Origin of the sequence: Streptomyces camponoticapitis, assembly GCF_014646115.1 — a bacterium.
GTDB lineage: Bacteria > Actinomycetota > Actinomycetes > Streptomycetales > Streptomycetaceae > Streptomyces > Streptomyces camponoticapitis.
In genome coordinates, this window is record NZ_BMMV01000014.1 from 99121 (window position 1) to 125164 (window position 26044).

The window sequence follows — 26044 nt, forward strand, 5'->3', positions numbered from 1 at the left end:
CTGGGTCGTGTCTGACGGATGGCGCCGTCCGCCGGCGGGGCGGGGCGCGAGGCGCACGCGTCGGCGTCGGCGCGTGCGCTCGCGTGACGGAGGATCATTCTCGTACGGGACGTACGCGAATGACCCCGGCGACGCAAAGGGCGCCCTCCCGCCCCGGGGGAACTACGTCGGCCTGGGGGGTGTCTCAGAAGTGGCGCCGTCCGCCCGCGGGGCGGGCCAGGCGGGACTCTGAAGACACGGCCTAGTCCTCGCGGGCGGCGATGAGGTGCTGTGCGTGCTCCTGGAGCGAACGGACTCCCACACCGCCGTGGTTGAGCGCGTCGATGCCCTGGACGGCTGCCGCGAGCGCCTGCACCGTCGTCAGACAGGGGACGCCGCGTGCCACGGCCGCCGTACGGATCTCGTAGCCGTCGAGCCGGCCGCCGGTGCCGTAGGGGGTGTTGACGATGAGGTCGACCTCCCCGTCGTGGATGAGCTGGACGATGGTCCTCTCGCCGTTCGGACCGACGCCCTCGAACTGCTTGCGCACGATCGTGGCGTTGATGCCGTTGCGCCGCAGGACCTCCGCGGTGCCGGAGGTGGCGAGCAGCTCGAAGCCGTGCGCGACCAGTTCACGCGCCGGGAAGATCATCGAGCGCTTGTCGCGGTTGGCGACGGAGATGAAGGCGCGGCCCTTCGTGGGAAGCGGACCGTACGCCCCTGCCTGCGACTTGGCGTACGCCGTGCCGAAGACGGAGTCGATGCCCATGACCTCGCCGGTGGAGCGCATCTCCGGGCCGAGCACCGTGTCGACGCCGCGTCCGTGGATGTCGCGGAAGCGCGACCACGGCATGACGGCCTCCTTGACGGAGATCGGCGCGTCCATGGGCAGGGTGCCGCCGTCGCCGTTGGCCGGCAGCAGGCCCTCCGTACGGAGGTCGGCGATGGTGGCGCCCAGCGAGATCCGGGCGGCCGCCTTGGCCAGGGGCACCGCGGTGGCCTTCGAGGTGAACGGCACGGTGCGCGAGGCGCGCGGATTGGCCTCCAGGACGTAGAGGATGTCCCCGGCCAGCGCGAACTGGATGTTGATCAGCCCGCGGACACCGACTCCGCGCGCGATGGCCTCGGTGGAGGCGCGCAGCCGCTTGATGTCGAAGCCGCCGAGGGTGATCGGGGGCAGGGCGCACGCCGAGTCGCCGGAGTGGATGCCGGCCTCCTCGATGTGCTCCATGACGCCGCCCAGGTACAGCTCCGTCCCGTCGTAGAGCGCGTCGACGTCGATCTCGATGGCGTCGTCGAGGAAGCGGTCCACCAGGACCGGCCGGGTGGGGCTGATCTCGGTGGACTCGGCGATGTACGTGGACAGGCGGGTCTCGTCGTACACGATCTCCATGCCGCGTCCGCCCAGTACGTACGAGGGGCGGACCAGCACGGGGTAGCCGATCTCGTCCGCGATGGCCTTGGCCTCGTCGAAGGTGGTGGCCGTGCCGTGCTTGGGCGCGGGCAGTCCGGCCTCGGCGAGGACCCGGCCGAAGGCGCCGCGGTCCTCGGCGGCGTGGATGGCCTCCGGGGGCGTGCCGACGACCGGGACGCCGTTGTCCTTGAGCGCCTGGGCGAGACCGAGCGGTGTCTGGCCGCCGAGCTGGACGATGACGCCCGCGACGGGCCCGGCCAGGGTCTCCGCGTGGACGATCTCCAGGACGTCCTCCAGGGTGAGCGGCTCGAAGTAGAGCCGGTCGGAGGTGTCGTAGTCGGTGGAGACGGTCTCGGGGTTGCAGTTGACCATCACGGTCTCGTAGCCGCCGGCCGGCGTCGGGGCCGCGCTCAGCGCGAAGGAGGCGTGCACGCAGGAGTAGTCGAACTCGATGCCCTGGCCGATGCGGTTGGGGCCGGAGCCGAGAATGATCACGGCGGGCCTCTCGCGCGGCGCGACCTCGCTCTCCTCGTCGTACGAGGAGTAGAAGTACGGGGTCTTGGCGGCGAATTCGGCGGCGCACGTGTCGACCGTCTTGTAGACGGGGCGCACGCCGAGCGCGTGCCGTACCTCGCGTACGACGTCCTCGCGCAGCCCCCGGATCTCGGCGATCTGGGCGTCGGAGAATCCGTGCCGCTTGGTTTCGGCGAGGAGTGCGGGGTCGAGCCGGTCGGCGGCGGCGAGCTCGTCCGCGTACTCCTTGATCAGGAAGAGCTGGTCGACGAACCACGGGTCGATCTTCGTCGCGTCGAAGATCTCCTCCTGGCTCGCCCCGGCGCGGATCGCCCGCATGACGGTGTTGATCCGGCCGTCGGTGGGGACCTTCGCCAGCTCCAGCAGCTCGGCCTTGTCGCCGGGCGCCCCGGCGAAGACGAACTGGCTGCCCTTCTTCTCCAGCGAGCGCAGCGCCTTCTGGAGCGCCTCGGTGAAGTTACGGCCGATCGCCATGGCCTCGCCCACCGACTTCATGGTGGTGGTGAGGGTGGCGTCGGCGGCGGGGAACTTCTCGAAGGCGAAACGCGGGACCTTCACCACGACGTAGTCGAGGGTCGGCTCGAAGGACGCCGGGGTCTTCTCGGTGATGTCGTTGGGGATCTCGTCCAGCGTGTAGCCGACGGCGAGACGCGCGGCGATCTTGGCGATCGGGAAACCGGTGGCCTTGGAGGCGAGCGCGGAGGAGCGCGAGACGCGCGGGTTCATCTCGATGACGATGATCCGGCCGTCGGCCGGGTCGACGGCGAACTGGATGTTGCAGCCGCCGGTGTCGACCCCGACCTCGCGGATGATCGCGATGCCGATGTCACGCAGCCGCTGGTACTCGCGGTCGGTGAGGGTCATCGCGGGCGCGACGGTGATGGAGTCGCCGGTGTGGACGCCCATCGGGTCGAAGTTCTCGATGGAGCAGACGACCACGACGTTGTCGTTCCGGTCGCGCATCAGCTCCAGTTCGTACTCCTTCCAACCGAGGATGGACTCCTCCAGGAGCACCTCGGTGGTCGGCGAGAGCATCAGGCCCTGTCCGGCGATCCGGCGCAGCTCGTCCTCGTCGTGGGCGAAGCCGGAGCCGGCGCCGCCCATGGTGAAGGAGGGGCGTACGACGACGGGGTAGCCGCCCAGTTCGTCGACGCCGGCCAGGATGTCGTCCATCGTGTGGCAGATGACGGAGCGGGCGGACTCGCCGTGTCCGATCTTGGCGTTGACGGCCTCGACGACCCCCTTGAAGAGGTCGCGGTCCTCGCCCTTGTTGATGGCTTCGACGTTGGCGCCGATGAGTTCGACGCCGTACCTCTCCAGGACGCCGTTGTCGTGCATGGAGATCGCGGTGTTGAGCGCGGTCTGGCCGCCGAGGGTGGGCAGCAGCGCGTCGGGGCGCTCCTTGGCGATGATCTTCTCGACGAACTCGGGGGTGATCGGCTCGACGTAGGTGGCGTCGGCGATCTCCGGGTCGGTCATGATCGTGGCCGGGTTGGAGTTGACGAGGATGACGCGCAGGCCCTCGGACTTGAGGACGCGGCAGGCCTGGGTGCCCGAGTAGTCGAACTCGGCCGCCTGGCCGATGACGATCGGACCCGAGCCGATGACCAGGACGGACCGGATATCGGAGCGCTTAGGCACGCGGGCCCTCCATCGGGACTGTGTTCATCAAAGACGTGAAGCGGTCGAAGAGGTAGGCGGCGTCGTGCGGGCCGGCGGCCGCCTCGGGGTGGTACTGGACGCTGAAGACCGGCCGGTCGAGCAGCCTGAGCCCCTCGACCACGTTGTCGTTGAGACAGACGTGGGAGACCTCGGCGCGGCCGTAGGGGGTGTCGGAGATCCGGTCGAGCGGGGCGTCGACGGCGAACCCGTGGTTGTGCGCGGTGACTTCGACCTTGCCGGTGGAACGATCCTGCACCGGCTGGTTGATCCCGCGGTGACCGTATTTGAGCTTGTACGTGCCGAACCCCAGCGCGCGGCCGAGGAGTTGGTTGCCGAAGCAGATGCCGAAGAGCGGCGTACCGCGCTCGAGCACGCCCTTGACGACCGTGAGGTCGGCGGTGGCGGGGTCGCCGGGGCCGTTGGAGAGGAACACGCCGTCGGGCTCGACCGCGTACACGTCGTCGAGGGTGGCGGTGGCGGGCAGGACGTGCACCTCGATGCCGCGCTCGGCCATCCGCCGGGGAGTCATGCCCTTGATGCCGAGGTCGATGGCGGCGACGGTGAACCGTTTGGTGCCGACGGCCGGGACGACGTACGTCTCGGTGGCCGCGACCTCCGCGGAGAGGTTCGCGCCCTTCATCCCGGGCGCCTCCAACACGCGCGCGGTCAGTGCCGCTTCGTCGTTGAGGCCGCCGCCCGCGAGGGCGTCCCCGGAGAAGATGCCGACGCGCATCGCGCCGCGCTCGCGCAGATGGCGGGTGAGCGCGCGGGTGTCGACACCGCTGATGCCGACGATGCCCTGCCGGACGAGTTCCTCGTCCAGGGAGCGCCGGGAGCGCCAGTTGGAGGGGACGCGGGCGGGGTCGCGTACGACATAGCCGGCGACCCAGATCCGGCCGGACTCGTCGTCCTCGTCGTTGACGCCGGTGTTGCCGACGTGCGGGGCGGTCATGACGACGACCTGGCGGTGGTACGAGGGGTCGGTGAGGGTTTCCTGGTAGCCGGTCATGCCGGTGGAGAACACCGCCTCGCCGAAGGTCTCCCCCTCGGCCCCGTAGGCACGGCCGCGGAAACTGCGGCCGTCCTCCAGGACGAGTACGGCGGGAGCCTGGGCGGCTCCCCGGGTGGAGAGGGTCATCGTGCGGTGCCTTCCGTCGTGAGTGGTGCGTCGTCGGTCGCGGCGGTCGACGCGTCGGTGAATGGCGCGTCGCTGGTCGCGGCGGTCGACGCGTCGGTGGTCGGTGTGTGATCCGTCGCGACCGACTGGTTCATGAGGTTGACGGCCTCGACCCAGGCGGTGTGCTCCGCCGCGCGGTCCGAGCGGAAGCCGGAGTCGAGCAGCCGTTCGCCGTGCTGCCAGGTGAGGATCAGCAGCCCGCCCTCGGCGAGGACCTTGCCGGCGATGCCCTTGTCGAGGCGGGCGGCGCGCAGTTGGCCGGCCGGGACGAAGAAGTCGGTGGCCCCGGGCCGTACGACCTGCACGCCCGCGTCCGTGAGCGTCAGCTCCACGCGGCTGCGGACGCCGAGGCCGTGGGCGACGATCCGGTCCAGCCACTGACCGGCGGTCGTGGAGCCGTGGTACCGGCCGCTGAGCCGCAGCCGTACCTCCCCGGGCGCCGCCGCCTCGGGAGCCTGGGGCAGCTCCGGCAGATCGGACTGGAGGCTCCCGCGCCACTTCCAGCCCTGGCGCATCAGCCAGTACACCAGCGCGATGAAGACGAGCAGGCCCACCGCCCAGCCGATACGGGCGGACCAGTCGGTCACCTCCGCCGACTTCTGCTCGGCGGCCAGATTGATCAGTGCAGCGCTCACGCCAGATTCCCGTCGACGACCGTGGCACGGCCCCGCAGGAAGGTGTGGGTGACACGTCCCGGCAGCTCGCGGCCCTGGTAGGGGGTGTTGCGGCTGCGGGACGCGAAGCCCGCGGGGTCCACCACTCCACGGTAAGCGGGATCGACGAGCGTGAGGTTGGCGGGCTCACCTGCCGAGACGGGACGGCCGTGTCCGGCGAGGCGGCCGATCTGCGCGGGGCGGACCGACATCCGGTCGGCGACGCCCGCCCAGTCGATGAGCCCGGTGTCGACCATCGTCTGCTGGACGACGGAGAGCGCGGTCTCCAGGCCGACCATGCCCATGGCCGCCGCCGCCCACTCGCAGTCCTTGTCCTCGTGCGGGTGCGGGGCGTGGTCGGTGGCGACGCAGTCGATGGTGCCGTCCGCGAGGGCCTCGCGCAGCGCCAGGACGTCGGCCTCGGTGCGCAGCGGCGGGTTCACCTTGTAGATGGGGTTGTAGGACCGTACGAGCTCGTCCGTCAGGAGCAGGTGGTGCGGGGTGACCTCGGCGGTGACGTTCCAGCCCTTCGACTTGGCCCACCGGATGATCTCGACCGAACCGGCCGTGGAGAGATGGCAGATATGGACGCGGGAGCCGACATGGGCGGCCAGCAGGACGTCCCGGGCGATGATCGACTCCTCGGCGACGGCGGGCCAGCCGCCGAGTCCGAGCTCCGCCGAGACGATGCCCTCGTTCATCTGGGCGCCCTCGGTGAGCCGGGGCTCCTGGGCGTGCTGGGCGATGACGCCGTCGAAGGCCTTCACGTACTCCAGGGCCCGGCGCATGATCACCGCGTCGTCCACGCACTTGCCGTCGTCGGAGAAGACCCGCACCCCGGCGGCCGAGTCGTGCATGGCGCCGAGTTCGGCGAGCTGCTTGCCCTCCAGGCCGACGGTGACGGCGCCGACGGGCTGTACGTCGCAGTAGCCGGACTCCCGGCCGAGCCGCCAGACCTGCTCGACGACGCCGGCGGTGTCGGCGACGGGGAAGGTGTTGGCCATGGCGTGCACGGCGGTGAAGCCGCCGACCGCCGCCGCCCTGGTGCCGGTGAGGACGGTCTCGGAGTCCTCGCGCCCCGGCTCGCGCAGATGCGTGTGCAGGTCGACCAGACCGGGCAGCAGGATCTGCCCCTCGGCCTCCACGACGGTGGCGTCACCCGCCTCGATGCCGATGCCGACGCGCTCGATGACCGTGCCGTCGATGAGGACGTCGCTCGCTTCGCCGCCGAGCACCTTGGCGCCACGGATCAGGGTCTTGCTCATGGTTACTTGCTCTCCTCGGTGGCGGACGACGCGCGGGAATGGGTGACGGCGGGCTCGTTGCCGCCGAGCAGCAGATACAGGACGGCCATCCGCGTCGAGACACCGTTGGCGACCTGCTCGACAGCCGTGCAGCGGTCGGAGTCGGCGACCTCGGCGGTGATCTCCATACCGCGGTTCATCGGGCCGGGGTGCATGACGATCGAGTTGTCGGGCATCCGGGCCATCCGCTCGCCGTCGAGCCCGTAGCGCCGCGAGTACTCGCGCTCGGTCGGGAAGAAGGCGGCGTTCATCCGCTCGCGCTGGACCCGGAGCATCATCACGGCATCGGACTTGGGCAGCACCTGGTCGAGGTCGTACGACACCTCGCACGGCCACTTCTCGACACCGATCGGCAGCAGCGTCGGCGGGGCGACCAGCGTGACCTCCGCGCCGAGCGTGTGCAGCAGCAGCACGTTGGAGCGGGCGACGCGGCTGTGCAGGATGTCGCCGACGATCGTGATCCGGCGCCCTTCGAGGTCCCGGCCGATGCCCGCGTCCGCGCCGACGAGCCTGCGGCGCATCGTGAAGGCGTCGAGCAGCGCCTGGGTGGGGTGTTCGTGCGTGCCGTCACCCGCGTTGATGACGGCGCCGTCGATCCAGCCGGAGTTGGCGAGGCGGTACGGGGCGCCCGAGGAGCCGTGGCGGATGACGACGGCGTCGGCGCCCATCGCCTCCAGCGTCAGCGCGGTGTCCTTGAGCGACTCTCCTTTAGAGACCGAGGAGCCCTTTGCCGAGAAGTTGATGACATCGGCGGAGAGGCGCTTCGCGGCCGCCTCGAAGGAGATCCGGGTGCGGGTCGAGTCCTCGAAGAAGAGGTTGACGACCGTACGGCCGCGCAGCGTCGGCAGCTTCTTGATGGGCCGGTCGGCGACCCGGGCCATCTCCTCGGCGGTGTCGAGGATCAGCACGGCGTCGTCGCGGGTGAGGTCGGCGGCGGAGATCAGATGGCCGGGGGTACGGGGGCTTGCCCCTGTGAGGCGCAGCATCGGTGGTGCTCCGTTGTGTGGAGGTGGTTCCGGGGTCCGGGGTGTTCCCGGGAGGGCACGGCGGCAGCGGGGCGCGCCGACGCCACGGCCTGGTACCGGCCCGCGGCGTACGGGAGGGCGCGCTACCGCTCGCCGGCCGGGGCGGGCTCTCCCGGATCGGGCTTCTTCAGACCGAGCAGCACGGTGTCGCGGCCGTCCTCCTCGGCGAGCTGCACCTTGACCGTCTCGCGCAGCGAGGTGGGGAGGTTCTTGCCCACGTAGTCCGCGCGGATGGGCAGTTCGCGGTGACCGCGGTCGACCAGGATGGCGAGCTGGACCGCGCGTGGCCGGCCGATGTCGCCGAGCGCGTCGAGGGCGGCGCGGATGGTGCGGCCGGAGAAGAGCACGTCGTCCACGAGGACCACGAGACGTCCGTCGACGCCGTCGGCCGGGATGTCGGTGCGGGCGAGCGCGCGGGCGGGCCGCATGCGCAGATCGTCCCGGTACATCGTGATGTCCAGGGAGCCGACCGGGATCTTGCCGCCGGTGATCTCTTCGAGCTTGTCGCCCAGCCGTCTGGCCAGGAAGACGCCACGGGTCGGGATGCCGAGCAGAACCACGTCGTCGGCGCCCTTGGCGCGTTCGACGATCTCGTGGGCGATACGGGTCAGTGCCCGTGCGATGTCGGGCGCCTCCAGCACGGGGCGGGCGGCATCGGAGCTGTGCGTGTCCATAAGAAACGGACCTCCTTCTCCGCCTCACGGGACGGACGTTAAAGGACGTCGGATTTGCGCAGTCGACATTACCAGGTCCGACAGCCTTTTCCGGACTTGTGGCGGGGCGGGTCCGGATCATTCGGCTTGACGCATCCAAGTCACGCTGCGTAACCTCACAGTGAGTTACCAGCCACGCGGCGGAGCCGCAGATTTGTCCCAGCGTCCGGGGAGCCTTATGTCCAGCGAATACGCAAAGCAGCTCGGGGCCAAGCTCCGCGCCATCCGCACCCAGCAGGGCCTCTCCCTCCACGGCGTGGAGGAGAAGTCCCAGGGCCGTTGGAAGGCCGTGGTGGTGGGGTCGTACGAGCGCGGCGACCGCGCCGTGACCGTGCAGCGCCTCGCCGAGCTGGCCGACTTCTACGGTGTGCCGGTCCAGGAGCTCCTGCCGGGCACCACGCCGGGCGGGGCCGCCGAGCCGCCGCCGAAGCTCGTCCTGGACCTGGAGCGCCTCGCCCATGTCCCGCAGGAGAAGGCCGGCCCTCTCCAGCGTTACGCGGCGACCATCCAGAGCCAGCGCGGTGACTACAACGGCAAGGTGTTGTCGATCCGCCAGGACGACCTGCGCACCCTCGCGGTCATCTACGACCAGTCGCCCTCGGTCCTCACCGAGCAGCTCATCAGCTGGGGCGTGCTGGACGCCGACGCACGCCGCGCCGTGGCCCACGACGAGGGCTGACACCGCGGTACAGAACAGCAGAAACGTCACATCCGGAAGGGCGGACCGCGAGCGGCGGGCCGCCCTTCCGGCGTGTCGGGGTCCTCGGGCCGGACCGAGACGGATGTCACCCTCGGGGGCCGACGGATCGAACGCGGATACGGGTGGAAGCGACCTGCGCCACCGGGCCGCGCATCACCCGGACGGCTCAACGGCCGATGATCGAGACCCCCTGCCGTCCGCTCAGGGCGCCCAGGACCCGGCGGGGCACGGAACCCCGGCCGCACTCCCCCGCCAAGAAGCACTCAAGCGCCGGACGGGCCGCGTGTGCGGCCCGTCCGGCGCTTGAGGACACGCTCGACGGCTCCGGGCCGTGAGGCCGTGAGCCCCTCCTGCGGGCGGACGACGCTACTTCTGGAACACGCCCTAGTCGGCGCGGAGCAGACTCGGCTTGAGGTCCTTGAAACGGCCGAGGAGACCGTTCACGAACGACGGCGATTCGTCGGTGGAGAACTCCTTGGCGAGCTGGACCGCCTCGTCGATCACCACGGCGTCGGGCGTTCCGTCCACCCACACCAGTTCATACGTGCCGAGCCGCACGATGTTCCGGTCGACGACCGGCATCCGGTCGAGCGTCCAGCCCACCGAGTAGGTGCTGATGAGTTCGTCGATCCGCTCGGCGTACTTCGCGTATCCCTCGACGAGTTCCATCGTGTACTCGCTGACCGGCGGCTGGCGGTCGTCGGTCCGGGCGTGCCGAAGCCAGTCCGCGAGGACCGTCTGCACGGGCGCCCCGCGCTGGTCGGCCTCGAAAAGGATCTGGAAGGCGCGCTTACGGGCCTTGTTGCGGGCAGCCACGGTTAGCTGTTCACCCGGCCGAGGTACTCACCGGAGCGCGTGTCGACCTTGATCTTCTCGCCGGTCGTGATGAAGAGCGGGACACCGATCTCGTAACCCGTCTCCAGCTTGGCGGGCTTGGAGCCACCGGTGGAGCGGTCGCCCTGCACACCGGGGTCGGTGTGCTCGATGACCAGCTCGACGGCGGCGGGCAGCTCGACGTAGAGCGCGTTGCCCTCGTACATCGCCACCGTGGCCTCGAAGCCCTCCAGGAGGAAGTTCGCGGCGTCGCCGACGACCTCCCGGCTGATGTGGATCTGGTCGTAGGTGCCCATGTCCATGAAGACGAAGTACTCGCCGTCCATGTACGAGAACTGCATGTCGCGGCGGTCGACGCTGGCCGTCTCGACCTTCACGCCGGCGTTGAAGGTCTTGTCGACGACCTTGCCGGAGAGCACGTTCTTCAGCTTGGTACGCACAAAGGCCGGGCCCTTGCCAGGCTTGACGTGCTGGAACTCGACGACGGACCAGAGCTGGCCAGAGTCGAGCTTGAGCACCATGCCGTTCTTGAGGTCGTTCGTGGAAGCCACGGTTGCGGAATCTCCTGGACTGAAGCTGGGTGGGACCACGGGTGCGCGCTGCCGGCGCGACCGGCAGAGCCTGCCGGTCGGCTAGAGCGCGAGCAGTTCCTTGGTCGTAATGGTGAGTAGCTCGGGTCCGCCGTCCGCCTCGGGGCGGACGACGAGCGTGTCATCGATCCGGACACCGCCCCGGCCCGGAAGGTGGACCCCCGGTTCGACGGTGACCGGCACACAAGCGTCCAGTTTACCCATGGCAGCGGGTGCCAACTGCGGGTCCTCGTCGATTTCGAGCCCCACACCGTGTCCGGTACGGGCCGCGAGCCCCTCGCCGTACCCCGCCGACTCCAGCGGCTGACGGGCCGCGCGGTCCACGTCGCGGTAGGCGGTACCGGGGGTCAGAGCCTCCCGACCTGCCCGTTGTGCCGCGAACACCAGGTCGTACAGCTCGATCTGCCAGTCGGCGGGCGACGTTCCGATGACGAACGTGCGGCCGATCTCGCAACGGTATCCGTGGTAGTTGGCGCCGAGGCGAACGGAGAGGAAATCCCCCTCCTCGACCCTGCGGTCCGAGGGCCGGTGGCCCGCGCGGCCCGCGTTCGGGCCGGTGGCGACGGAGGTGCGGAAGGCCGGTCCGTCGGCGCCGTGGTCGACCAGCCGCCGCTCAAGTTCGAGCGCGAGATGGCGTTCGGTGCGGCCGACGAGGATCGATTCGAGCAGTTCGCCGAGGGCCTGGTCGGAGATCTCGGCGGCGATCCGCAGCTGGGCGATCTCCCCCTCGTCCTTGACGGTGCGTTCCTGTTCCACGGCGCAGCCGAGATCGGAGAGGAGCAGCCGGGGTGCGACCGAGCCGATGGCGCGGTGGCGGACGACGGTCAGATGGTGCTCCTCGACGGCGAGGGTCCGGACGCTGGACGCGTCGAGGAGGTCCGCGGCGGCGACGGCCGGATCGCCCGCGGCGGTGGGCAGCACGTTCAGCCGCAGCCGTTCGTCGGGGCGGCTGTCTGCGGTCACGCCGCTGAGGGTGCGGGGGCAGAGGAGTACGTCCTGCTGGTCCGCGACGCCCAGCAGCAGCACGGCTCCCGGTGGTGCGCCGCCCGCGAGATAGCGGACGTTGGCGGGCAGGGAGACCAGGGCGGCATCGCTGCCGGCCGCGGCGCACCGGTCGCGCAGCCGCCCGCGACGGACCGCATACACCTCTGACATGTATCGAGCGTATGAGCGCGGGCCCGGCTCGGCGCGGCCGACGCGTCCGACCGGGGGCGGGCCGGGGCCCTCTCACCGTCGGACGGACGGGCTCCTCCCGACGCCGCGGAGGGGCCCGGCGTCCGGGCTACCAGGCCGGTGGGCTGGCGATCGACCGGGCGAGCACGTCGTCGAGGACCCGGGCCGTCGTCTCCACGTCGTACTTCGAGTTGTCGATGATCGGCAGCCCGGAGCCGTACCAGCCGGCCATCCGGCCGTGGATACCCGCCACTTCCTCGTCGGAGAGCCTGCGGTTGCCGCTGCGCTCCGCGTTCCGCTCCAGCACGATCTCCAGACCGGGCAGCAGGACCACGGGCAGCAGTCCGGGGCCGACATGGCGCTTCCAGCCGCCGAGTCCGACGACCGGACGGTCGGGGAAGACCGCGTCGTCGAGGATGCAGGAGATGCCGTTGGCCAGGAAGTTACGGGCGGCGAAGCCGCAGGTGCGGCGGGCGAGGCGGTACTGCGCCTCGGAGTGCTCGTTCCACCCCGACTGCGGGTCGGCGAAGCCGGAGCAGACCCATTCGCGTACGTCGTCGAGGCTGATGTGCGCGGTGGGAACCTGCCGGCGGGCCGCCCAGTGCCGGGCGACGGTCGTCTTGCCGGCGCCGGCGGGGCCGATCAGCAGGACGGCGAGCGTGGCCGCGCCCGTACCGCTGTCGGCGAGATGCGGCACGGGTATGGGAACCGGCCCGCCCGGCGGCAGCTGGATGTGCCCGGTCGAGTCGGGCGGTGGTGGCGCCTGCGGCGCCGGGGGGCCCTGCGGGGGCACGGGTGCCTGCTGGTGGCCCCCCGGGACGCGCTGGTGTCCGGTGGGCCCGCCGGCCGGCGGGGGCCCCTGAGGCGGCTGTGGTGCGCCGGGCGGGTGAGGTACGCCGTGCTGCTGGGGACCGCCGGGCGGGTGAGGTCCCGGGTGCCCACCGGGCATCTGGGTGCCGTACGGCGCCGCGCCCGGTACGGGCGGTTGCCCGTGGGGCGCGGGAGGGCCGGCCGGCGGGCCGGAGTGTGGTGCGGCGCCCGGTGGCGGACCGTGGGGCGGGGAGCCGTGCGCCCACGCGCCCGCGCCCTGTCCGCCCGCTCCGTGGGCCGAACCGTGGGGAGGCGGCAGCGGAGCCCCCATCGCGTGCTGCATCCGGTGCCACTCCGTCTCGTACGTCTGACGCTGATCGCTCGGCCGCCGGGCCGACTTGCTTCGAACGGTACCGTTGCCGGCCGCTTCCGTAGGAACGTCAGAGACCCGCCCCGAGTGCCCGGCCGGCCGCCGGGCTTTCCCGTCAGCCGTCCAGCTCCTCGGCGACGGCGCGCAGCGCCAGTCGGTACGAGCCGATGCCGAACCCCGCGATCGTGCCACTGGCGACCGCCGCGACGACCGACGTGTGGCGGAATTCCTCGCGTGTGTACGGGTTCGAGATGTGGACCTCGATCAGCGGCGCGGTGCGCTGCGCGGCGGCGTCCCGCATTCCGTACGAATAGTGGGTGAAGGCCCCGGGGTTGAGAACCACCGGAAGCGATCCGTCGGCCGCCTCGTGCAGCCAGCGGATCAGCTCGCCCTCGTCGTTCGTCTCGCGTACGTCGACCGTCAGGCCCAGCTCCTTGCCCGCCGCCTGGCAGGTCTCCACAAGACCGGCGTACGAGACGGAGCCGTAGACGTCCGGCTCGCGGGAACCGAGGCGGCCCAGGTTGGGGCCGTTGAGCACCAGGACCCGACGGCTCACTCGGACACCTCCCCGTACGCGGCGAGCAGCACCGCCGGGTCGGGTCCCTCCAGCACGGTCGGCTTGGCCAGACCGTCGAGGACGATGAAACGCAGCAGGTCACCGCGGGACTTCTTGTCGACCTTCATGGTCTGGAGCAGCTTGGGCCACTGGTCGCCGCGGTAGGTCAGCGGCAGTCCGACCGACTTCAGGACGGCGCTGTGCCGTTCGGCGGTGGCGTCGTCGAGCCGGCCGGCGAGGCGGCCCAGTTCGGCGGCGAAGACCATGCCGATGGAGACGGCCGCGCCGTGTCGCCATTTGTAGCGTTCGTTCTTCTCGATGGCGTGGGCCAGTGTGTGGCCGTAGTTGAGGATCTCGCGTACGCCGGACTCCTTGAGGTCGTTGGACACGACCTCGGCCTTGACCCGGATCGAGCGCTCGATCAGCTCGGCTGTGTGCGGTCCGGCGGGCGAACGCGCTCCCTCGGGGTCGGCCTCCACCAGATCGAGAATGGCCGGATCGGCGATGAATCCCGCCTTGATGATCTCGGCCATGCCGCTCACGTAGTCGTTCACCGGGAGCGAGTCCAGCGCCGCGAGGTCGCAGAGCACCCCGGCGGGCGGATGGAAGGCGCCCACGAGGTTCTTGCCCTCGGCCGTGTTGATGCCGGTCTTGCCGCCGATGGCCGCGTCGACCATGCCGAGGACGGTCGTCGGTACGGCGATCCACCGCACCCCGCGCAGCCAGGTCGCGGCGACGAAGCCCGCGACATCGGTGGTGGCGCCGCCACCGACGCCCACGATGACATCGCTGCGGGTGAAGCCGGTCTGGCCGAGAGCCTTCCAGCAGTAGGCGGCGACCTCGACGGTCTTGGCCTCCTCGGCGTTGGGCAGCTGGATGGCGACCGCCTCGTACCCCTGGTCCGCCAGGTCCTGGCGGAGCGTCCCGCCGGTCTCGGCGAGCGACTCCGGGTGCAGTACGGCGACACGCTTGGCCTGGGGGCCGATGAGCGCGGGCAGCTCGCCCAGCAACCGCCGGCCGACCAGCACCTCGTACGGGTCGTGGCCGGTGCCGCCGACCTGGATACGGGTGACCGTCTGGTCCTGATCCGTCGTCATGCCTGGTTCTCCTTGCCGGGAGCGGTGCCGGGGGCCTTGCCGGGGGCGGCGGACGGATCGGCGCCGGGGACGGCCGCCGCGCCCAGCTCCAGTGCCTCGATGACGGCTTCGGCGACCTCTTCGGGCGCCCGCTCGTCGGTCGGGACGACCACGCGCGCGACCTCCGTGTAGAGGGAGCGGCGCTCCTCCATCAGCAGCTTCCACTGCTGGCGGGGGTTGATGGCGAGCAGCGGGCGGGCCAGGCCCAGACCGGTGCGCCGGACCGCCTCGTTGGCCTCCATGGAGAGATAGACGACGGGCAGGTCCGCGAGCAGTTCGCGGGTGTCCTTGTCGAGAATCGCGCCGCCGCCGAGCGCGAGGACGCCGCGGTGTTCGGCGAGGGCGGTGCGTACCGCCTCCCGCTCCAGGTCGCGGAAGTGCTGCTCGCCCTCGTCGAAGAAGATGTCCGAGATCTCCCGGCCCTCGGCGGCGACGATGTCCGCGTCGGTGTCCCGGTAGTCGGTGTCGAGGCGTTCGGCGAGCAGCGCGCCCACGGTGGTCTTGCCGACCCCCATCGGACCGACCAGGACGATCTGCGGGCCGCTCATCGGATCACCAGGTTCTGGAGGTACGACTCGACGTTGCGCCGGGTCTCGGGGACGCTGTCGCCGCCGAACTTCTCGGCCACGGCGTCGGCGAGCGTCAGCGCGACCATGGCCTCGGCGACGATGCCCGCGGCGGGCACCGCGCAGACGTCCGAGCGCTGGTGGTGCGCCTTGGCGGCCTCGCCGGTCGCGACGTCCACGGTGGCGAGTGCGCGGGGGACGGTCGCGATGGGCTTCATCGCGGCCCGCACGCGCAGCAGTTCGCCCGTCGACAGTCCGCCCTCGGTGCCGCCGGAGTGGCCCGAGGCGCGCCTGATGCCCTCGTCGGTGACCATGATCTCGTCGTGCGCCTGGGAGCCGGGCACCCGGGCTAGGTCGAAGCCGTCGCCGACCTCGACGCCCTTGATGGCCTGGATGCCCATCAGGGCGGCGGCGAGCCGGGCGTCGAGCCTGCGGTCCCAGTGGACGTGCGAGCCGAGACCGACGGGCACGCCGTACGCCAGCACCTCGACCACACCGCCGAGGGTGTCGCCGTCCTTGTGGGCCTGGTCGATCTCGGCGACCATCGCGTCGCTCGCCTCGGGGTCGAGGCAGCGGACGGGGTCGGCGTCGAGCCGCTCGACGTCGCCGGGGGTCGGGTACACGCCGTACGGGGCCTTGGCGGTGGCCAGTTCGACGACGTGGGAGACGATCTCGATCCCGGCCGTCTCCTTCAGATACGACCGGGCGACCGCGCCGAGTGCGACCCGGGCCGCCGTCTCGCGGGCGCTGGCGCGCTCCAGGATCGGCCGGGCCTCGGACGCTCCGTACTTCTGCATCCCCGCGAGATCGGCGTGGCCGGGGCGCGGGCGGGTCAGGGGCTCGTTGCGGGCGAGTCCCGCCAGCACCTCCGGGTCGACCGGGTCGGCCGCCATGACCTGTTCCCACTTGGGCCACTCGGTGTTGCCGATCATGATCGCGACCGGCGATCCCATGGTCAGGCCGTGCCGTACGCCGCCGAGGAAGGTGACCTCGTCGCGCTCGAACTTCATCCGTGCGCCGCGCCCGTAGCCCAGCCGCCGCCTGGCGAGGTGATCGCCCACGATCTCCGTGGTGATCGGCACACCCGCGGGAAGGCCCTCCAGCGTCGCGACGAGTGCGGGTCCGTGCGACTCCCCCGCTGTCAGCCAGCGCAACCTGCTCAACGGTGCTCCTCGGTGAATCTCGACATCTTCGACCGTACGACTGCGGTACGCATCCTCGGGTCCCGATCCTGCCATGACCGGCGGTCCGCTCCGTGACTCCGTCCAGCCTGCGGATGCGGGCGCGGCGCCCGCGGCCGTCAGGCTCCGTGCGCCCCGAGGGCCTGTTCGCCGGCCTCGCGCATCACGGCGAGCGGCGCGGGCGTGCGGCCTGTCATCAGCTCGATCTGGAGGACGGCCTGGTGCACGAGCAGGTCGAGACCGCCGACCACGGGGCCGCCCTGGGCCGACCAGGCCGCGGCGAGCGCGGTGGGCCAGGGGTCGTACAACACGTCGAAGAGGGTGCCTGGGCTGCCGGGGACGCGCCCCGCCAGCGTGTCGGTGGCGCCCGCGGGGGTCGTCGCGATCACCAGCGGAGCGCCGAGCGCGTCGGCCGCGTCCGCCCAGTCGGCGGTGCGCACGTCGACCCCGAGCCGTGTCCCCCAGCCGCGCATCTCGGCGGCGCGTTCCGGGCCGCGTACATAGGCGGTGACCGGGCCCTCGCAGATGCGCGAGAGCGCGGCGAGCGCGGACGACGCGGTCGCTCCGGCGCCGAGGACGGCCGCCGACTCCACCGTGTCGACGCCGCGCTCGCGCAGGGCGGCGAGCATGCCGGGGATGTCGGTGTTCTCGCCCGTGCGCCGGCCGGCGCCGTCGATGACGACGGTGTTGACGGCCTCGACGGACGACGCGGTCTCGCTGACCCTGTCGAGCAGCGGGATGACGGCGCGCTTGAGCGGCATGGTCAGCGAGAGCCCGGCCCAGGACGGGTCGAGCCCGGTCAGGAAGGCGGGGAGGCGCGCCTCGGAGACGTCGAAGCGGTCGTACGACCAGTGGGTCAGGCCCAGTTCCGCGTACGCCGCCCTGTGCAGTACCGGGGAGAGGGAGTGAGCGATGGGCGAGCCGAGGACGGCCGCCCTGTGCTGGGTGGTACTAGTCGTTCGCATTCTTCCGTCGCTCGTTGAACTTTTGGACCAGCTTCTCGTGCTCGGCCAGGGTCTTGGTGAATTCGGTGGTCTTGCCGTCGATGGAGATGAAGAACATCCAGCCGCCCGCGTCCGGCGCCTTTGTCGCGTTCAGCGCGTCGGCACCCGGATTTCCGATCGGACCCGGCGGAAGACCCTTGTAGAAGTACGTGTTGTACGGGTCGTCGTGGTTCCTGATCTCCGCGGTGGAGATGTCGATCTCGCTCTCGTTCTTCAAGTAATTGAAGGTCGAGTCGAATTCGAGTTTCTGGTTGGTGTCGGTGTTCGTCGGCTTGAGCCGGTTGTAGACGACCGCCGCCATCTTCTTGAAGTCGTCGTGCGTGATGCCTTCGGCCTGTACAAGGCTGGCGACGGTGACGACGTCGAGCGGTGAGTCCAGACCGAGGTCCTCGGCCGATTTCTCCAGATCGTACTTCTTGTACTCCTGGTTGGACCGCGCGACCATCTGCTTGAGGATGTCCTCCGGCTTGGTCTTCTCCCCGATGTCGTAACGCGCGGGGTACAGGAAGCCTTCGAGCGGGTCTTTTATGTTTTCGCTGTCGTTGGCCCAGGCGGGCAGGCCGAGTTTATCGGCCTGCGCCTTGGCGACGTCGGCGGTGGTACCTGGTTCGAGCTTGAGCTTGGTGTCGATGAATTCGTACACCTTGACGGCACGCACGCCCTCGGCGATGGTCAGCGAGTTCAGATTGGCCGGATTGGTCATCAACTCGACGGCGGCCTTGGCCGACATCTCTTTCTTCATCGGGTAGACACCGGGCTGGATCGCCTCGCCCTTGGGGTGCTCTCCCGCGGCTTCGATGAATGCCGCCGCGCTCTTCACCACCCCGCCCTCCTTGAGCAGGTTGCCCATCTCGGCGAGGCCCGCGCCCTGCGGGATCTCGACCTGGACGGAGCCGGTGCCGGCGCCCGCGAAGTCGGCGGGCGGACCGAAGCGTTCCTGCCAGAACTGGTAGGCGTAGTAGCCACCGCCTGCCGCGCCTCCTACGAGGACGAGGGAGGCCACAAGGCAGGCGCCGCCGCCGCGGCGCTTCTTCTTCGACGAGCCGCGGCGGTCACGTCCGCCGCCTCCGCGCCGGCCGTCGCCGTCGTCGTCGTACTCCCGGTCGTCCCTGTCGTCGCCCCGGTCGTCGTCACGGTCACGGCGGCGGTCGTCGCGGTCCTCGCCGGTGAAGAACGGGTGCGTCTCCTCGGGCTGCGGACCGTCCCAGTCGTTCTCGGGCTCGGGCTGGGGCGGAGGCGGGGTCGCCGCCTGATGGCGTCCCGGGGGGCCCGGGGGTGCGTACGCCGCCTCGGAGGTGCCGTACGGGTCCGGGCTCTCGCCGCCGTAGCCGCCGCCCTGCTGGGCCGCGTAGGGGTCGCCCTGGTTCTCGCCGTAGGGCATGGCCGCCTGCTGGCCGGTGTCCCAACCGCCGCCGTACTGGGGGGTGTTGGGCTGCTGTCCGGCGTACTGCTGCTGGTCGTACTGCGGCTCGGCGTACTGCTGTTGTTGCTGTTGTTGCTGCAGGTACGGGGGCTGTTGCTGTGGGTGTTGCTGCTGGTGCTGGGGGTGTTGCTGCGGCTGGTGTTGCTGTTGGACGTACTGCTGCTGTCCGGTGTCCCAGCCACCGCCGTCGTACTGGGGGTTGTAATGCTGCTGGGGATGGGGCTGCTGGGGGTGCTGTTGCTGAGGTTGCTGCGCGTACTGCTGCTGGCCCGTGTCCCAGCCGCCACCGTCGTACTGGGGGTCGTACTGCTGCTGCGGATGGGGCTGCTGAGCCTGAAGCTGAGCGTCGTAAGGAGTGTGGCCGTCCGCGGCCTGCTGCGCTCCCCACCCCTGGTCCCCGTACAGGGGGTCCTCGGGGTGCCACGGTTCAGGGCCTCGACCCCGGCCATAGTCAGTCATCGATCCCCTAGAGCCGCGAGGCGAGCGGTGCCGGGCGCGGATGGCCCGGTGTCCGTAACGCCTCTCTCTGTGCGGCAGTTGTTCGAATCCCCGCCGCATCGCGCGGAACGTTACCGTATCGCGATCAGGCGGCCTTCATTCGAGCACACAGATAACCGTAAGTATGTTCCAGTATCGCCCGATCAGGGCTTTTCAGGTCTGAACCCGCACACCCTCACCGGGTGGCGCTCCCGACGCCCTTTCGGACTCCAGCGCGTTCTGCAGAATGATGACGGCCGCCACCTGATCGATGACGGACCTGCCCTTCTTGGACTTCACACCCGAGGCGCGCAGTCCCTGGCCGGCGGTCACCGTGGTCATTCTCTCATCAACCAGCCGCACCGGGACCGGCGCGATCCGACGGGCGACCTCTTCCGCGAACGCCCGCACCTTGACCGCCGCCGGTCCCTCACCACCGCTGAGCGAGCGTGGCAGACCGACGACGACCTCGATCGGCTCGTACTCCTCGACGAGTTGCACGAGGCGCCGGTGGGCGGCCGGGACATCACGTCCGGGCACGGTCTCCACCGGCGTCGCGAGGAGCCCGTCGGGGTCGCACGAGGCAACCCCGATCCGGGCGTCCCCGACGTCGACGGCCAGTCTCCGGCCCCGGCGCGCGAGCGCGCTCACGCCGCCACGACCCCGATCATGTCCCCGGCCGCCATGTCCCCGGCCGCGTGCTCACGCATGTCTTCAGGACGTCCCCTCGACAAGGCGCTCCACCGCGGCCACGGCGTCACCGATGGCCTCGGGATTCTGACCGCCGCCCTGGGCGACGTCCGGCTTGCCGCCGCCTCCGCCGCCGAGGGTCTTGGCGGCGGCGCGGACCAGCTCGCCGGCCTTGAACCCGCGCTCACGGGCCGCCTCGTTGGTGGCGATGACCGTCAGCGGGCGTCCGCCCACCGTCGTGAACAGCGCGACGACCGCCGGGCGGCCACCGGTGATCCGGCCGCGCACGTCCAGCACCAGCCTGCGCAGGTCGTCGGCCGACGTACCGTCCGGCACCTGGCCGGTGACCAGGGCCGTACCCCGTACGTCCCGGGCGCCCTCGACCAGTCCGGCGGCGGCGGCCAGCACCTTCTCCGCGCGGAACTTCTCGATCTCCTTCTCGGCGTCCCTCAGCTTGGCGAGCATGCCGGCGATCTTCTCCGGCAGTTCCTCGGAGCGGCCCTTGACCAGCTCCTGGAGCTGGGCGACGACGGTGTGCTCCTTGGCGAGGAAGTTGTAGGCGTCGACACCCACCAGCGCCTCGATACGGCGCACACCGGACCCGATCGAGGACTCGCCGAGCAGCTTCACCAGGCCCAGCTGGGCGGTGTTGTGCACGTGCGTGCCGCCGCACAGCTCCTTGGAGAAGTCGCCGATGGTGACGACGCGGACGCGCTCGCCGTACTTCTCGCCGAACTCGGCGATGGCGCCCTGCTTCTTGGCCTCGTCGATGGACATGACCTCGGCCTGGACGTCGAGTTCACGCCCGAGCACCTCGTTGATCTTCTGCTCGACGTCGGTGAGAACCGTGCCCGGTACGGCGGCCGGCGAACCGAAGTCGAAGCGGAAGCGGCCCGGGGAGTTCTCGGAACCGGCCTGGGCGGCCGTCGGGCCGAGGGCGTCGCGCAGCGCCTGGTGCGTCAGATGGGTGGCGCTGTGGGCGCGGGCGATGGCGCGGCGGCGCCGGGTGTCGATGGCGGCGAACGCGGCCGAACCGACCGTGACCTCACCGACCTGCACGGACCCCTTGTGCACGGAGACACCCGGGACCGGCTGCTGGACGTCGCGGACCTGGATGACCGCGCCGGTGTCGAGGCGGATCCGCCCCTGGTCGGCGAGCTGGCCGCCGCCCTCGGCATAGAACGGGGTGCGGTCCAGTACGACCTCGACCTCGTCGCCCTCGGTGGCGGCGGGCGACGGCACACCGTCGACCAGCAGGCCGACGATCCGCGACTCGCCCTCGGTGCTGGAGTAGCCGGTGAACTCGGTGGCGCCGGAGGTGTCGGCGACCTCGCGGTAGGACGAGAGGTCGGCGTGGCCTGTCTTCTTCGACCTGGCGTCGGCCTTGGCCCGGTCCCGCTGCTCCTTCATGAGCCGGCGAAAGCCGTCCTCGTCCACGGAGACGCCCTGTTCGGCGGCCATTTCGAGGGTGAGGTCGATCGGGAAGCCCCAGGTGTCGTGGAGCAGGAACGCCTTGTCGCCGGGCAGTACCGTGCCGCCGGCGGCCTTGGTCTCGGTGACGGCGGTGTCGAGGATGTTGGTGCCGCCCTTGATGGCCTTCAGGAAGGCGGCTTCCTCGGCGAGGGCGACCGTCTCGATGCGCTTGCGGTCGGTGATCAGCTCCGGGTACTGCTGGCCCATCGACGGGATGACCACGTCGATGAGGTCGGCGACGACCGGTCCGGTGGCGCCGAGGAGCCGCATGTTGCGCACGGCGCGGCGCAGGATGCGGCGCAGGACGTAGCCGCGGCCCTCGTTGCCGGGGGTGACGCCGTCGCCGATGAGCATCACGGAGGTGCGCATGTGGTCGGTGACGACGCGCAGGGAGACGTCCGAGGCGGGGTCGGCGCCGTAGCGGACGCCGGTCAGTTCGGTCGCCTTGTCGATGACGGCCATCGACGTGTCGATCTCGAACATGTTGTGGACGTCCTGGAGGACCATGGCGAGGCGTTCGAGGCCGAGTCCGGTGTCGATGTTCTTGGACGGCAGGTCGCCGAGGATCTCGAAGTCGTCCTTGCCCTCGCCGGCGCCGCGCTCGTACTGCATGAAGACCAGGTTCCAGATCTCCACGTAGCGCTCGTCGTTGACGGCGGGGCCGCCCTCTTCGCCGAACGCCGGGCCGCGGTCGTAGAAGATCTCCGAGCAGGGACCGCAGGGGCCGGGCACGCCCATGGACCAGTAGTTCTCCTTCTTGCCCAGACGCTGGATCCGCTCGGCGGGGAAGCCGACCTTGTCCGTCCAGATGCCGGCGGCCTCGTCGTCGTCCAGATAGACCGTGACCCACAGCCTGTCGGGGTCGAGGCCGTACCCGCCGTCGGCCACCGGGGTGGTCAGCAGCTCCCAGGCCAGCGTGATGGCGCCTTCTTTGAAGTAGTCGCCGAAGGAGAAGTTGCCGCACATCTGGAAGAACGTGCCGTGCCGGGTGGTCTTGCCGACCTCTTCGATGTCCGGCGTACGCACGCACTTCTGGACGCTCGTCAGCCGCGGGGCGGGAGGCTTGACCTCGCCGAGGAAGTACGGCTTGAAGGGGACCATGCCCGCGGGGACCAGGAGCAGAGTCGGGTCGTCCGCGATGAGCGACGCCGAAGGGACGGCGGTGTGGCCGCGCCCCTCGAAGAAGCTCAGCCAGCGGCGGCGGATTTCGGCCGACTCCATCAGTGGTCCTCATTCCGGTTGTGCGGTGTACGCGAGTTGAATCTGTCGCTGTGGTCGTGGTTTCGGTACTCGTCGCCGTGCTCGTCGTACCGGCGTTCGGCGCGGCCCTCGACGGCGAGGCGCCGCTGGGCGGGGAGTTCGGGGTCGGCCGGGGCGTCGAGCCCCAGCACCTCGCCCAGTTCGGACTCACGCTGGGCCATACCCGCCCGGACGTCGAGTGCGAAGTCCCTGAGCCGGTGTCCGGCGTCGACGGCCTTGTCGGCCGCCTGTGCGGCGAGGCTCTCGGGCGTCAGCCGGCGGAGTTTGCTGTGGACCTTGGTGGTGGCCCACACACCGGCCGCCGCGCCCGCGGTGAACCAGAACGTACGGCGGAACATCGCTGCCTCAGCCCTTCTGCTTCCTGCTGCGTCGGGCGGACGGAACGGTCCTGCCCACGATGACCGTGCGCCGGCCGCGCGCGGCCGGTACCGATGGCTTGCGGTCGGCGGGCGCCGGTTCGGCCGGGGTCTTGCGGCCCATCGCCCGCCGCACCCCGTAGCCGAAGGCCGCGACCTTCACGAGGGGTCCGCCGAAGGTGGACGCCACGGTCGTGGAGAGCGCCGACGCGTTGGAGGTGACCTCCTGGACGTCCGTGGCGATGGCGTCGACCCGGTCGAGCTGGGTCTGCGCCGCGCGTACGGTCGCCGAAGCGTCCGCCAGCAGCGGTACGGCCTGTTCGGTCACGTCCGCCACGAGTTTGGTGGTCGCCTTGAGCGTCTGCGCCAGCCTCACGAGCACCACGGCGAGGAGGGTGACCAGAACCGCCCAGAAGACGGCAACCAGGATCCCGGCAACCTCTCCACCGGTCACGCTGCACCGCTCTCTGCGTTGATGGGTCGCTCGGGTCGCACCGGATCCGAACGGCCCGGCCGACCCGAGAAAAGTCTTCTCTCGACCCTATCGCGCCCGGAGTGGCTCCCCGTACCGCTTTAAGGCGGTCACGGACCCACCCCGTCGGCCGGGGCGGGGCGGAGGAGTCGCCGCGGCGGATTGTACGCGGTGCGGTCGCGCGAGTACTGTGCGTGTCTCATGCGACCTGTCCCCGGCAATCTCCCCGCGGAGCTGAACCGGTTCGTGGGCCGTGCCGACGAACTGGCGGAGCTGGCACGTCTGCTCACCCGGACCCGGCTGATCACCCTGGTGGGGGTGGGCGGTGTCGGCAAGACGCGGCTGGCCGTGCAAGCGGCCCGTGCCCTCCGGCCGGAGGAGCTGCGAAAACGCTACGGCGACGGTGTCTGGCTGGTCGAACTCTCCGCCGTCCGCGACCCCGGACTGCTCGACCACGCGCTCCTCGACGCCCTCCGCATCACCGACCACAGCGGCCGGCCGACCCGGGAGATGCTGCACACCCATCTCGCCGACCGCCGCCTGCTGTTGGTGCTGGACGGCGTCGAGCAGCTGGTCGAGCGGTGCGCGGAGCTCGTACGGGATCTGCTGCGCCGCTGCCCCGGCCTCCAGGTGCTGGCCGTCGGCCGTCGGCCCCTCCGGCTGGCCGGCGAACGGACCTTCCCGCTCGCCCCGATGTCGGACACCGACGCGCGGCGGCTCTTCGCCGACCGGGCCGACGGCGTCGCGCCCGGCGGCCGCCGACTCGACGAACACCGTGACGCCGTACGGGAGTTGTGCCGCAGACTCGACGGCATCCCGCTCGCGCTCGAACTGGCCGCCGCCCGGCTGCGCGTCCTGTCCGTCGAGCAGATCCTGCGGCGGGTGGACGACCGCTTCCAGCTGCTCACCGGGGGCTCGCGCGGTGAGCTGCCGCGCCACCGCACGCTCCGTACCGCGATCGGCTGGAGCCACGAGCTGTGCACCCCGGCCGAACGGCTGCTGTGGGCACGGCTCTCCGTCTTCGCCGGGCCCTTCGACCTGGAGGCGGTCGAGTACGTCTGCGCGGGCCCCGAGCTGCCGGCGGCGAGCGTGCTCGACGTGCTCGACGCCCTGGTCGCCCAGTCCCTGGTCGTACCGGAGGAGACGCCGGCCGGGCCGCGCTACCGGATGCTGGACACGGTGCGCGCGTACGGCGCCCAGTGGCTGGAGGCCCTGGGGGACACCGGCCGGATGCGCCGCAGACACCGGGACTGGTACGTGGGACTGGCCACCTGGTGCGAACTGGACTGGTTCAGCCCCCGGCAGGCGGAGATCGCCGCCTGCGCCGACAGCGCGCTGCCCAATCTGCGCGCGGCCATCGAACTCTGTCTGGAGACGGAGGGCGAGGCCTATCTCGGGCAGTATCTGGCGGGCACGCTCTGGTTCTACTGGGCGGGCTGCGGCCGGCTCACCGAAGGGCGGCACTGGCTGGAGCGGGTCCTCGCGTCGGCCGATCCGCGGGACGAGGGCCTGAACGACGAGACCTGTCAGGACGAGCCCCGTCCGGAGAAGGCCCGCCGGGAGGGCTCCCCGCACGCCGGGTCACGGCTCAAGGCCCTGTGGGTGCTGGGCCATGTGGCGATCCTCCAGGGCGACAACACAGCCGCGGTGGGTGCTCTGTACGAATGCCGGGGAGAGGCCGCCCGTACGGAGAACGCGCTGGCGCTCACGTACGCCGAGCACCGGCTGGGCTGTCTCGCGCTCCTCTCCGGCGACATGCCGCGCGCCGAACGGCTGCTGCGCGCCGCGCTCGGCGGCTACCACGAGCTGGGCGAACTCAACAGCAACGTGCTGATGGGCCAGGCGGAGCTGGCCCTCGCCCTGGTCTTCCAGGGCGACCTGGACACGGCCGTCGCGCTCTGCGCCGATGTCCGGGACATCTGCGAGGACAGCGGCGAACGCTGGACCCGGTCCTACGCCCTGTACGTCCACGCGTACGCGGCCTGGGCGCGCGGCCGGCTCGGCGAGGCCCGCGCGCTGCTGGCCGAGTCCGTCGCCATCCACCACACCTTCAACGACCTGGTCGGGCTGGTGCTGTCCATGGAGCTGATGGCGCTGGTGACGGCGGGCGAAGGGGACCCGGCCGAGGCCGCGGTGCTCCAGGGCGCGGCCACCCGGCTCTGGCAGTCGGTCGGGGCGCCCCTGTTCGGCTCCCCCGCCTTCGGTGCGCCGCGCGAGCAGTGCGAACGCCGGGCCAAGGATCTGCTGGGTCCCGAGCTGTACGGCGCCCATGTGGCGGAGGGACACGCCCTGCCGCCGGCGGCGGCCGTGGAACGCGCGCTGGCCGGGCCGCGCGGGGCCGGGCTGCTCCCCCGTCAGCTGTCCGGCGGCCACAGGGAGATGCCGGACCGGAAGGCCGACCGGGAAACGGGCCTCGCGGCGGGCCTGGAAAAGCGAGAGCCCGCCGGCTCCCCCGGCCAGATCGGCGGGGAAGCGGCGGGCTGAACGCGCGTACTACGCCTGGATCAGCTGG

Annotated in this window: 22 protein-coding genes; 2 read left to right on the forward strand and 20 right to left on the reverse strand. The window is 71.0% G+C overall.

Going from position 1 to position 26044, the window contains the following annotated elements; translation table 11 throughout:
* Positions 1 to 241: 241 nt before the first annotated feature.
* From carB to pyrR, 6 genes are all read right to left on the reverse strand, one after another.
* Complete coding sequence (gene carB, locus IEY79_RS21590; RefSeq protein WP_189109207.1) at positions 242 to 3568, reverse strand: carbamoyl-phosphate synthase large subunit; 3327 nt, start codon at positions 3566 to 3568, stop codon at positions 242 to 244.
* A complete protein-coding gene (gene carA, locus IEY79_RS21595) occupies positions 3561 to 4727 on the reverse strand; it encodes a glutamine-hydrolyzing carbamoyl-phosphate synthase small subunit (RefSeq protein ID WP_189109208.1) in 1167 nt (388 codons plus the stop codon). Before carA ends, carB begins: the two co-directional genes overlap by 8 nt.
* The gene (locus tag IEY79_RS21600) at positions 4724 to 5386 is read right to left on the reverse strand and encodes a PH-like domain-containing protein (protein ID WP_229701023.1); all 663 of its coding nucleotides are present in this window, start codon (positions 5384 to 5386) and stop codon (positions 4724 to 4726) included. The genes carA and IEY79_RS21600 overlap by 4 nt, the downstream gene beginning before the upstream one ends.
* Positions 5387 to 5397: 11 nt before the next feature.
* Entirely contained in the window at positions 5398 to 6684 is a 1287-nt protein-coding gene (locus IEY79_RS21605; protein ID WP_189109210.1) for a dihydroorotase, read from the reverse strand.
* A 2-nt stretch (positions 6685 to 6686) separates the two neighbouring features.
* Entirely contained in the window at positions 6687 to 7709 is a 1023-nt protein-coding gene (locus IEY79_RS21610; protein ID WP_189109211.1) for an aspartate carbamoyltransferase catalytic subunit, read from the reverse strand.
* A 122-nt stretch (positions 7710 to 7831) separates the two neighbouring features.
* Positions 7832 to 8422 (reverse strand): bifunctional pyr operon transcriptional regulator/uracil phosphoribosyltransferase PyrR, encoded by a 591-nt coding sequence (gene pyrR, locus IEY79_RS21615; RefSeq protein ID WP_189109212.1) that lies wholly within the window; start codon positions 8420 to 8422, stop codon positions 7832 to 7834.
* Between the two features lie 217 nt (positions 8423 to 8639).
* Here pyrR and bldD point away from each other — a divergent pair, with 217 nt between their 5' ends.
* Positions 8640 to 9140, forward strand: coding sequence for a transcriptional regulator BldD (bldD, locus tag IEY79_RS21620; RefSeq protein WP_023542978.1), 501 nt, complete (start codon positions 8640 to 8642; stop codon positions 9138 to 9140).
* Positions 9141 to 9545: 405 nt separating this feature from the next.
* Here the strand turns inward: bldD and nusB are convergent, their stop codons facing one another.
* From nusB to IEY79_RS21690, 14 genes are all read right to left on the reverse strand, one after another.
* On the reverse strand, positions 9546 to 9977 hold the full coding sequence (gene nusB, locus IEY79_RS21625; RefSeq protein WP_189109213.1) for a transcription antitermination factor NusB: 432 nt from the start codon (positions 9975 to 9977) through the stop codon (positions 9546 to 9548).
* A 2-nt stretch (positions 9978 to 9979) separates the two neighbouring features.
* Positions 9980 to 10546: an elongation factor P gene (efp, locus tag IEY79_RS21630; RefSeq protein WP_023542976.1), complete on the reverse strand. Its 567-nt coding sequence runs from the start codon at positions 10544 to 10546 to the stop codon at positions 9980 to 9982.
* 81 nt (positions 10547 to 10627) lie between these two features.
* The gene (locus IEY79_RS21635) at positions 10628 to 11740 is read right to left on the reverse strand and encodes an aminopeptidase P family protein (RefSeq protein WP_189109214.1); all 1113 of its coding nucleotides are present in this window, start codon (positions 11738 to 11740) and stop codon (positions 10628 to 10630) included.
* A 127-nt stretch (positions 11741 to 11867) separates the two neighbouring features.
* Positions 11868 to 12911 carry an AAA family ATPase gene (locus tag IEY79_RS21640; RefSeq protein WP_189109215.1) on the reverse strand — a complete coding sequence of 348 codons (1044 nt, stop codon included), beginning with the start codon at positions 12909 to 12911 and terminating at the stop codon, positions 11868 to 11870.
* 142 nt (positions 12912 to 13053) lie between these two features.
* Positions 13054 to 13494: a type II 3-dehydroquinate dehydratase gene (gene aroQ / locus IEY79_RS21645; protein WP_189109216.1), complete on the reverse strand. Its 441-nt coding sequence runs from the start codon at positions 13492 to 13494 to the stop codon at positions 13054 to 13056.
* Entirely contained in the window at positions 13491 to 14591 is a 1101-nt protein-coding gene (gene aroB, locus IEY79_RS21650) for a 3-dehydroquinate synthase (RefSeq protein WP_189109217.1), read from the reverse strand. The genes aroQ and aroB overlap by 4 nt, the downstream gene beginning before the upstream one ends.
* The gene (locus IEY79_RS21655) at positions 14588 to 15178 is read right to left on the reverse strand and encodes a shikimate kinase (RefSeq protein ID WP_189109218.1); all 591 of its coding nucleotides are present in this window, start codon (positions 15176 to 15178) and stop codon (positions 14588 to 14590) included. The genes aroB and IEY79_RS21655 overlap by 4 nt, the downstream gene beginning before the upstream one ends.
* A complete protein-coding gene (aroC, locus tag IEY79_RS21660) occupies positions 15175 to 16359 on the reverse strand; it encodes a chorismate synthase (RefSeq protein WP_189109219.1) in 1185 nt (394 codons plus the stop codon). The genes IEY79_RS21655 and aroC overlap by 4 nt, the downstream gene beginning before the upstream one ends.
* A 137-nt stretch (positions 16360 to 16496) precedes the next feature.
* Positions 16497 to 17342: a shikimate dehydrogenase gene (locus tag IEY79_RS21665; RefSeq protein WP_189109220.1), complete on the reverse strand. Its 846-nt coding sequence runs from the start codon at positions 17340 to 17342 to the stop codon at positions 16497 to 16499.
* The gene (gene mltG, locus IEY79_RS21670; RefSeq protein WP_189109221.1) at positions 17329 to 19263 is read right to left on the reverse strand and encodes an endolytic transglycosylase MltG; all 1935 of its coding nucleotides are present in this window, start codon (positions 19261 to 19263) and stop codon (positions 17329 to 17331) included. The genes IEY79_RS21665 and mltG overlap by 14 nt, the downstream gene beginning before the upstream one ends.
* A gap of 192 nt (positions 19264 to 19455) precedes the next feature.
* Positions 19456 to 19932 carry a Holliday junction resolvase RuvX gene (gene ruvX, locus IEY79_RS21675; RefSeq protein ID WP_189109222.1) on the reverse strand — a complete coding sequence of 159 codons (477 nt, stop codon included), beginning with the start codon at positions 19930 to 19932 and terminating at the stop codon, positions 19456 to 19458.
* Positions 19933 to 19995: 63 nt separating this feature from the next.
* The gene (alaS, locus tag IEY79_RS21680; protein ID WP_189109223.1) at positions 19996 to 22665 is read right to left on the reverse strand and encodes an alanine--tRNA ligase; all 2670 of its coding nucleotides are present in this window, start codon (positions 22663 to 22665) and stop codon (positions 19996 to 19998) included.
* Positions 22665 to 23042, reverse strand: coding sequence for a DUF6167 family protein (locus IEY79_RS21685; RefSeq protein ID WP_229701014.1), 378 nt, complete (start codon positions 23040 to 23042; stop codon positions 22665 to 22667). Before IEY79_RS21685 ends, alaS begins: the two co-directional genes overlap by 1 nt.
* A 7-nt stretch (positions 23043 to 23049) precedes the next feature.
* Positions 23050 to 23514, reverse strand: coding sequence for a DUF948 domain-containing protein (locus IEY79_RS21690; protein ID WP_189109224.1), 465 nt, complete (start codon positions 23512 to 23514; stop codon positions 23050 to 23052).
* A 219-nt stretch (positions 23515 to 23733) separates the two neighbouring features.
* On the opposite strand from IEY79_RS21690, the gene IEY79_RS21695 reads away from it, so the two are divergent.
* On the forward strand, positions 23734 to 26016 hold the full coding sequence (locus tag IEY79_RS21695; protein ID WP_189109225.1) for an ATP-binding protein: 2283 nt from the start codon (positions 23734 to 23736) through the stop codon (positions 26014 to 26016).
* Positions 26017 to 26044 lie beyond the last annotated feature (28 nt).

What these genes read in the sequence shown, in the direction of transcription:
- bldD (WP_023542978.1), top strand. Translation starts at nt 8,640, where the DNA reads ATGTCCAGCGAATACGCAAAGCAGCTCGGGGCCAAGCTCCGCGCCATC.
- alaS (WP_189109223.1), bottom strand. Translation starts at nt 22,665, where the DNA reads ATGGAGTCGGCCGAAATCCGCCGCCGCTGGCTGAGCTTCTTCGAGGGG.
- IEY79_RS21655 (WP_189109218.1), bottom strand. Translation starts at nt 15,178, where the DNA reads ATGAGCGGCCCGCAGATCGTCCTGGTCGGTCCGATGGGGGTCGGCAAG.
- IEY79_RS21685 (WP_229701014.1), bottom strand. Translation starts at nt 23,042, where the DNA reads ATGTTCCGCCGTACGTTCTGGTTCACCGCGGGCGCGGCGGCCGGTGTG.
- carA (WP_189109208.1), bottom strand. Translation starts at nt 4,727, where the DNA reads ATGACCCTCTCCACCCGGGGAGCCGCCCAGGCTCCCGCCGTACTCGTC.
- IEY79_RS21605 (WP_189109210.1), bottom strand. Translation starts at nt 6,684, where the DNA reads ATGAGCAAGACCCTGATCCGTGGCGCCAAGGTGCTCGGCGGCGAAGCG.
- IEY79_RS21640 (WP_189109215.1), bottom strand. Translation starts at nt 12,911, where the DNA reads ATGCAGCACGCGATGGGGGCTCCGCTGCCGCCTCCCCACGGTTCGGCC.
- mltG (WP_189109221.1), bottom strand. Translation starts at nt 19,263, where the DNA reads ATGACTGACTATGGCCGGGGTCGAGGCCCTGAACCGTGGCACCCCGAG.
- IEY79_RS21695 (WP_189109225.1), top strand. Translation starts at nt 23,734, where the DNA reads ATGCGACCTGTCCCCGGCAATCTCCCCGCGGAGCTGAACCGGTTCGTG.
- IEY79_RS21665 (WP_189109220.1), bottom strand. Translation starts at nt 17,342, where the DNA reads ATGCGAACGACTAGTACCACCCAGCACAGGGCGGCCGTCCTCGGCTCG.
- IEY79_RS21610 (WP_189109211.1), bottom strand. Translation starts at nt 7,709, where the DNA reads ATGCTGCGCCTCACAGGGGCAAGCCCCCGTACCCCCGGCCATCTGATC.
- aroB (WP_189109217.1), bottom strand. Translation starts at nt 14,591, where the DNA reads ATGACGACGGATCAGGACCAGACGGTCACCCGTATCCAGGTCGGCGGC.
- pyrR (WP_189109212.1), bottom strand. Translation starts at nt 8,422, where the DNA reads ATGGACACGCACAGCTCCGATGCCGCCCGCCCCGTGCTGGAGGCGCCC.
- IEY79_RS21635 (WP_189109214.1), bottom strand. Translation starts at nt 11,740, where the DNA reads ATGTCAGAGGTGTATGCGGTCCGTCGCGGGCGGCTGCGCGACCGGTGC.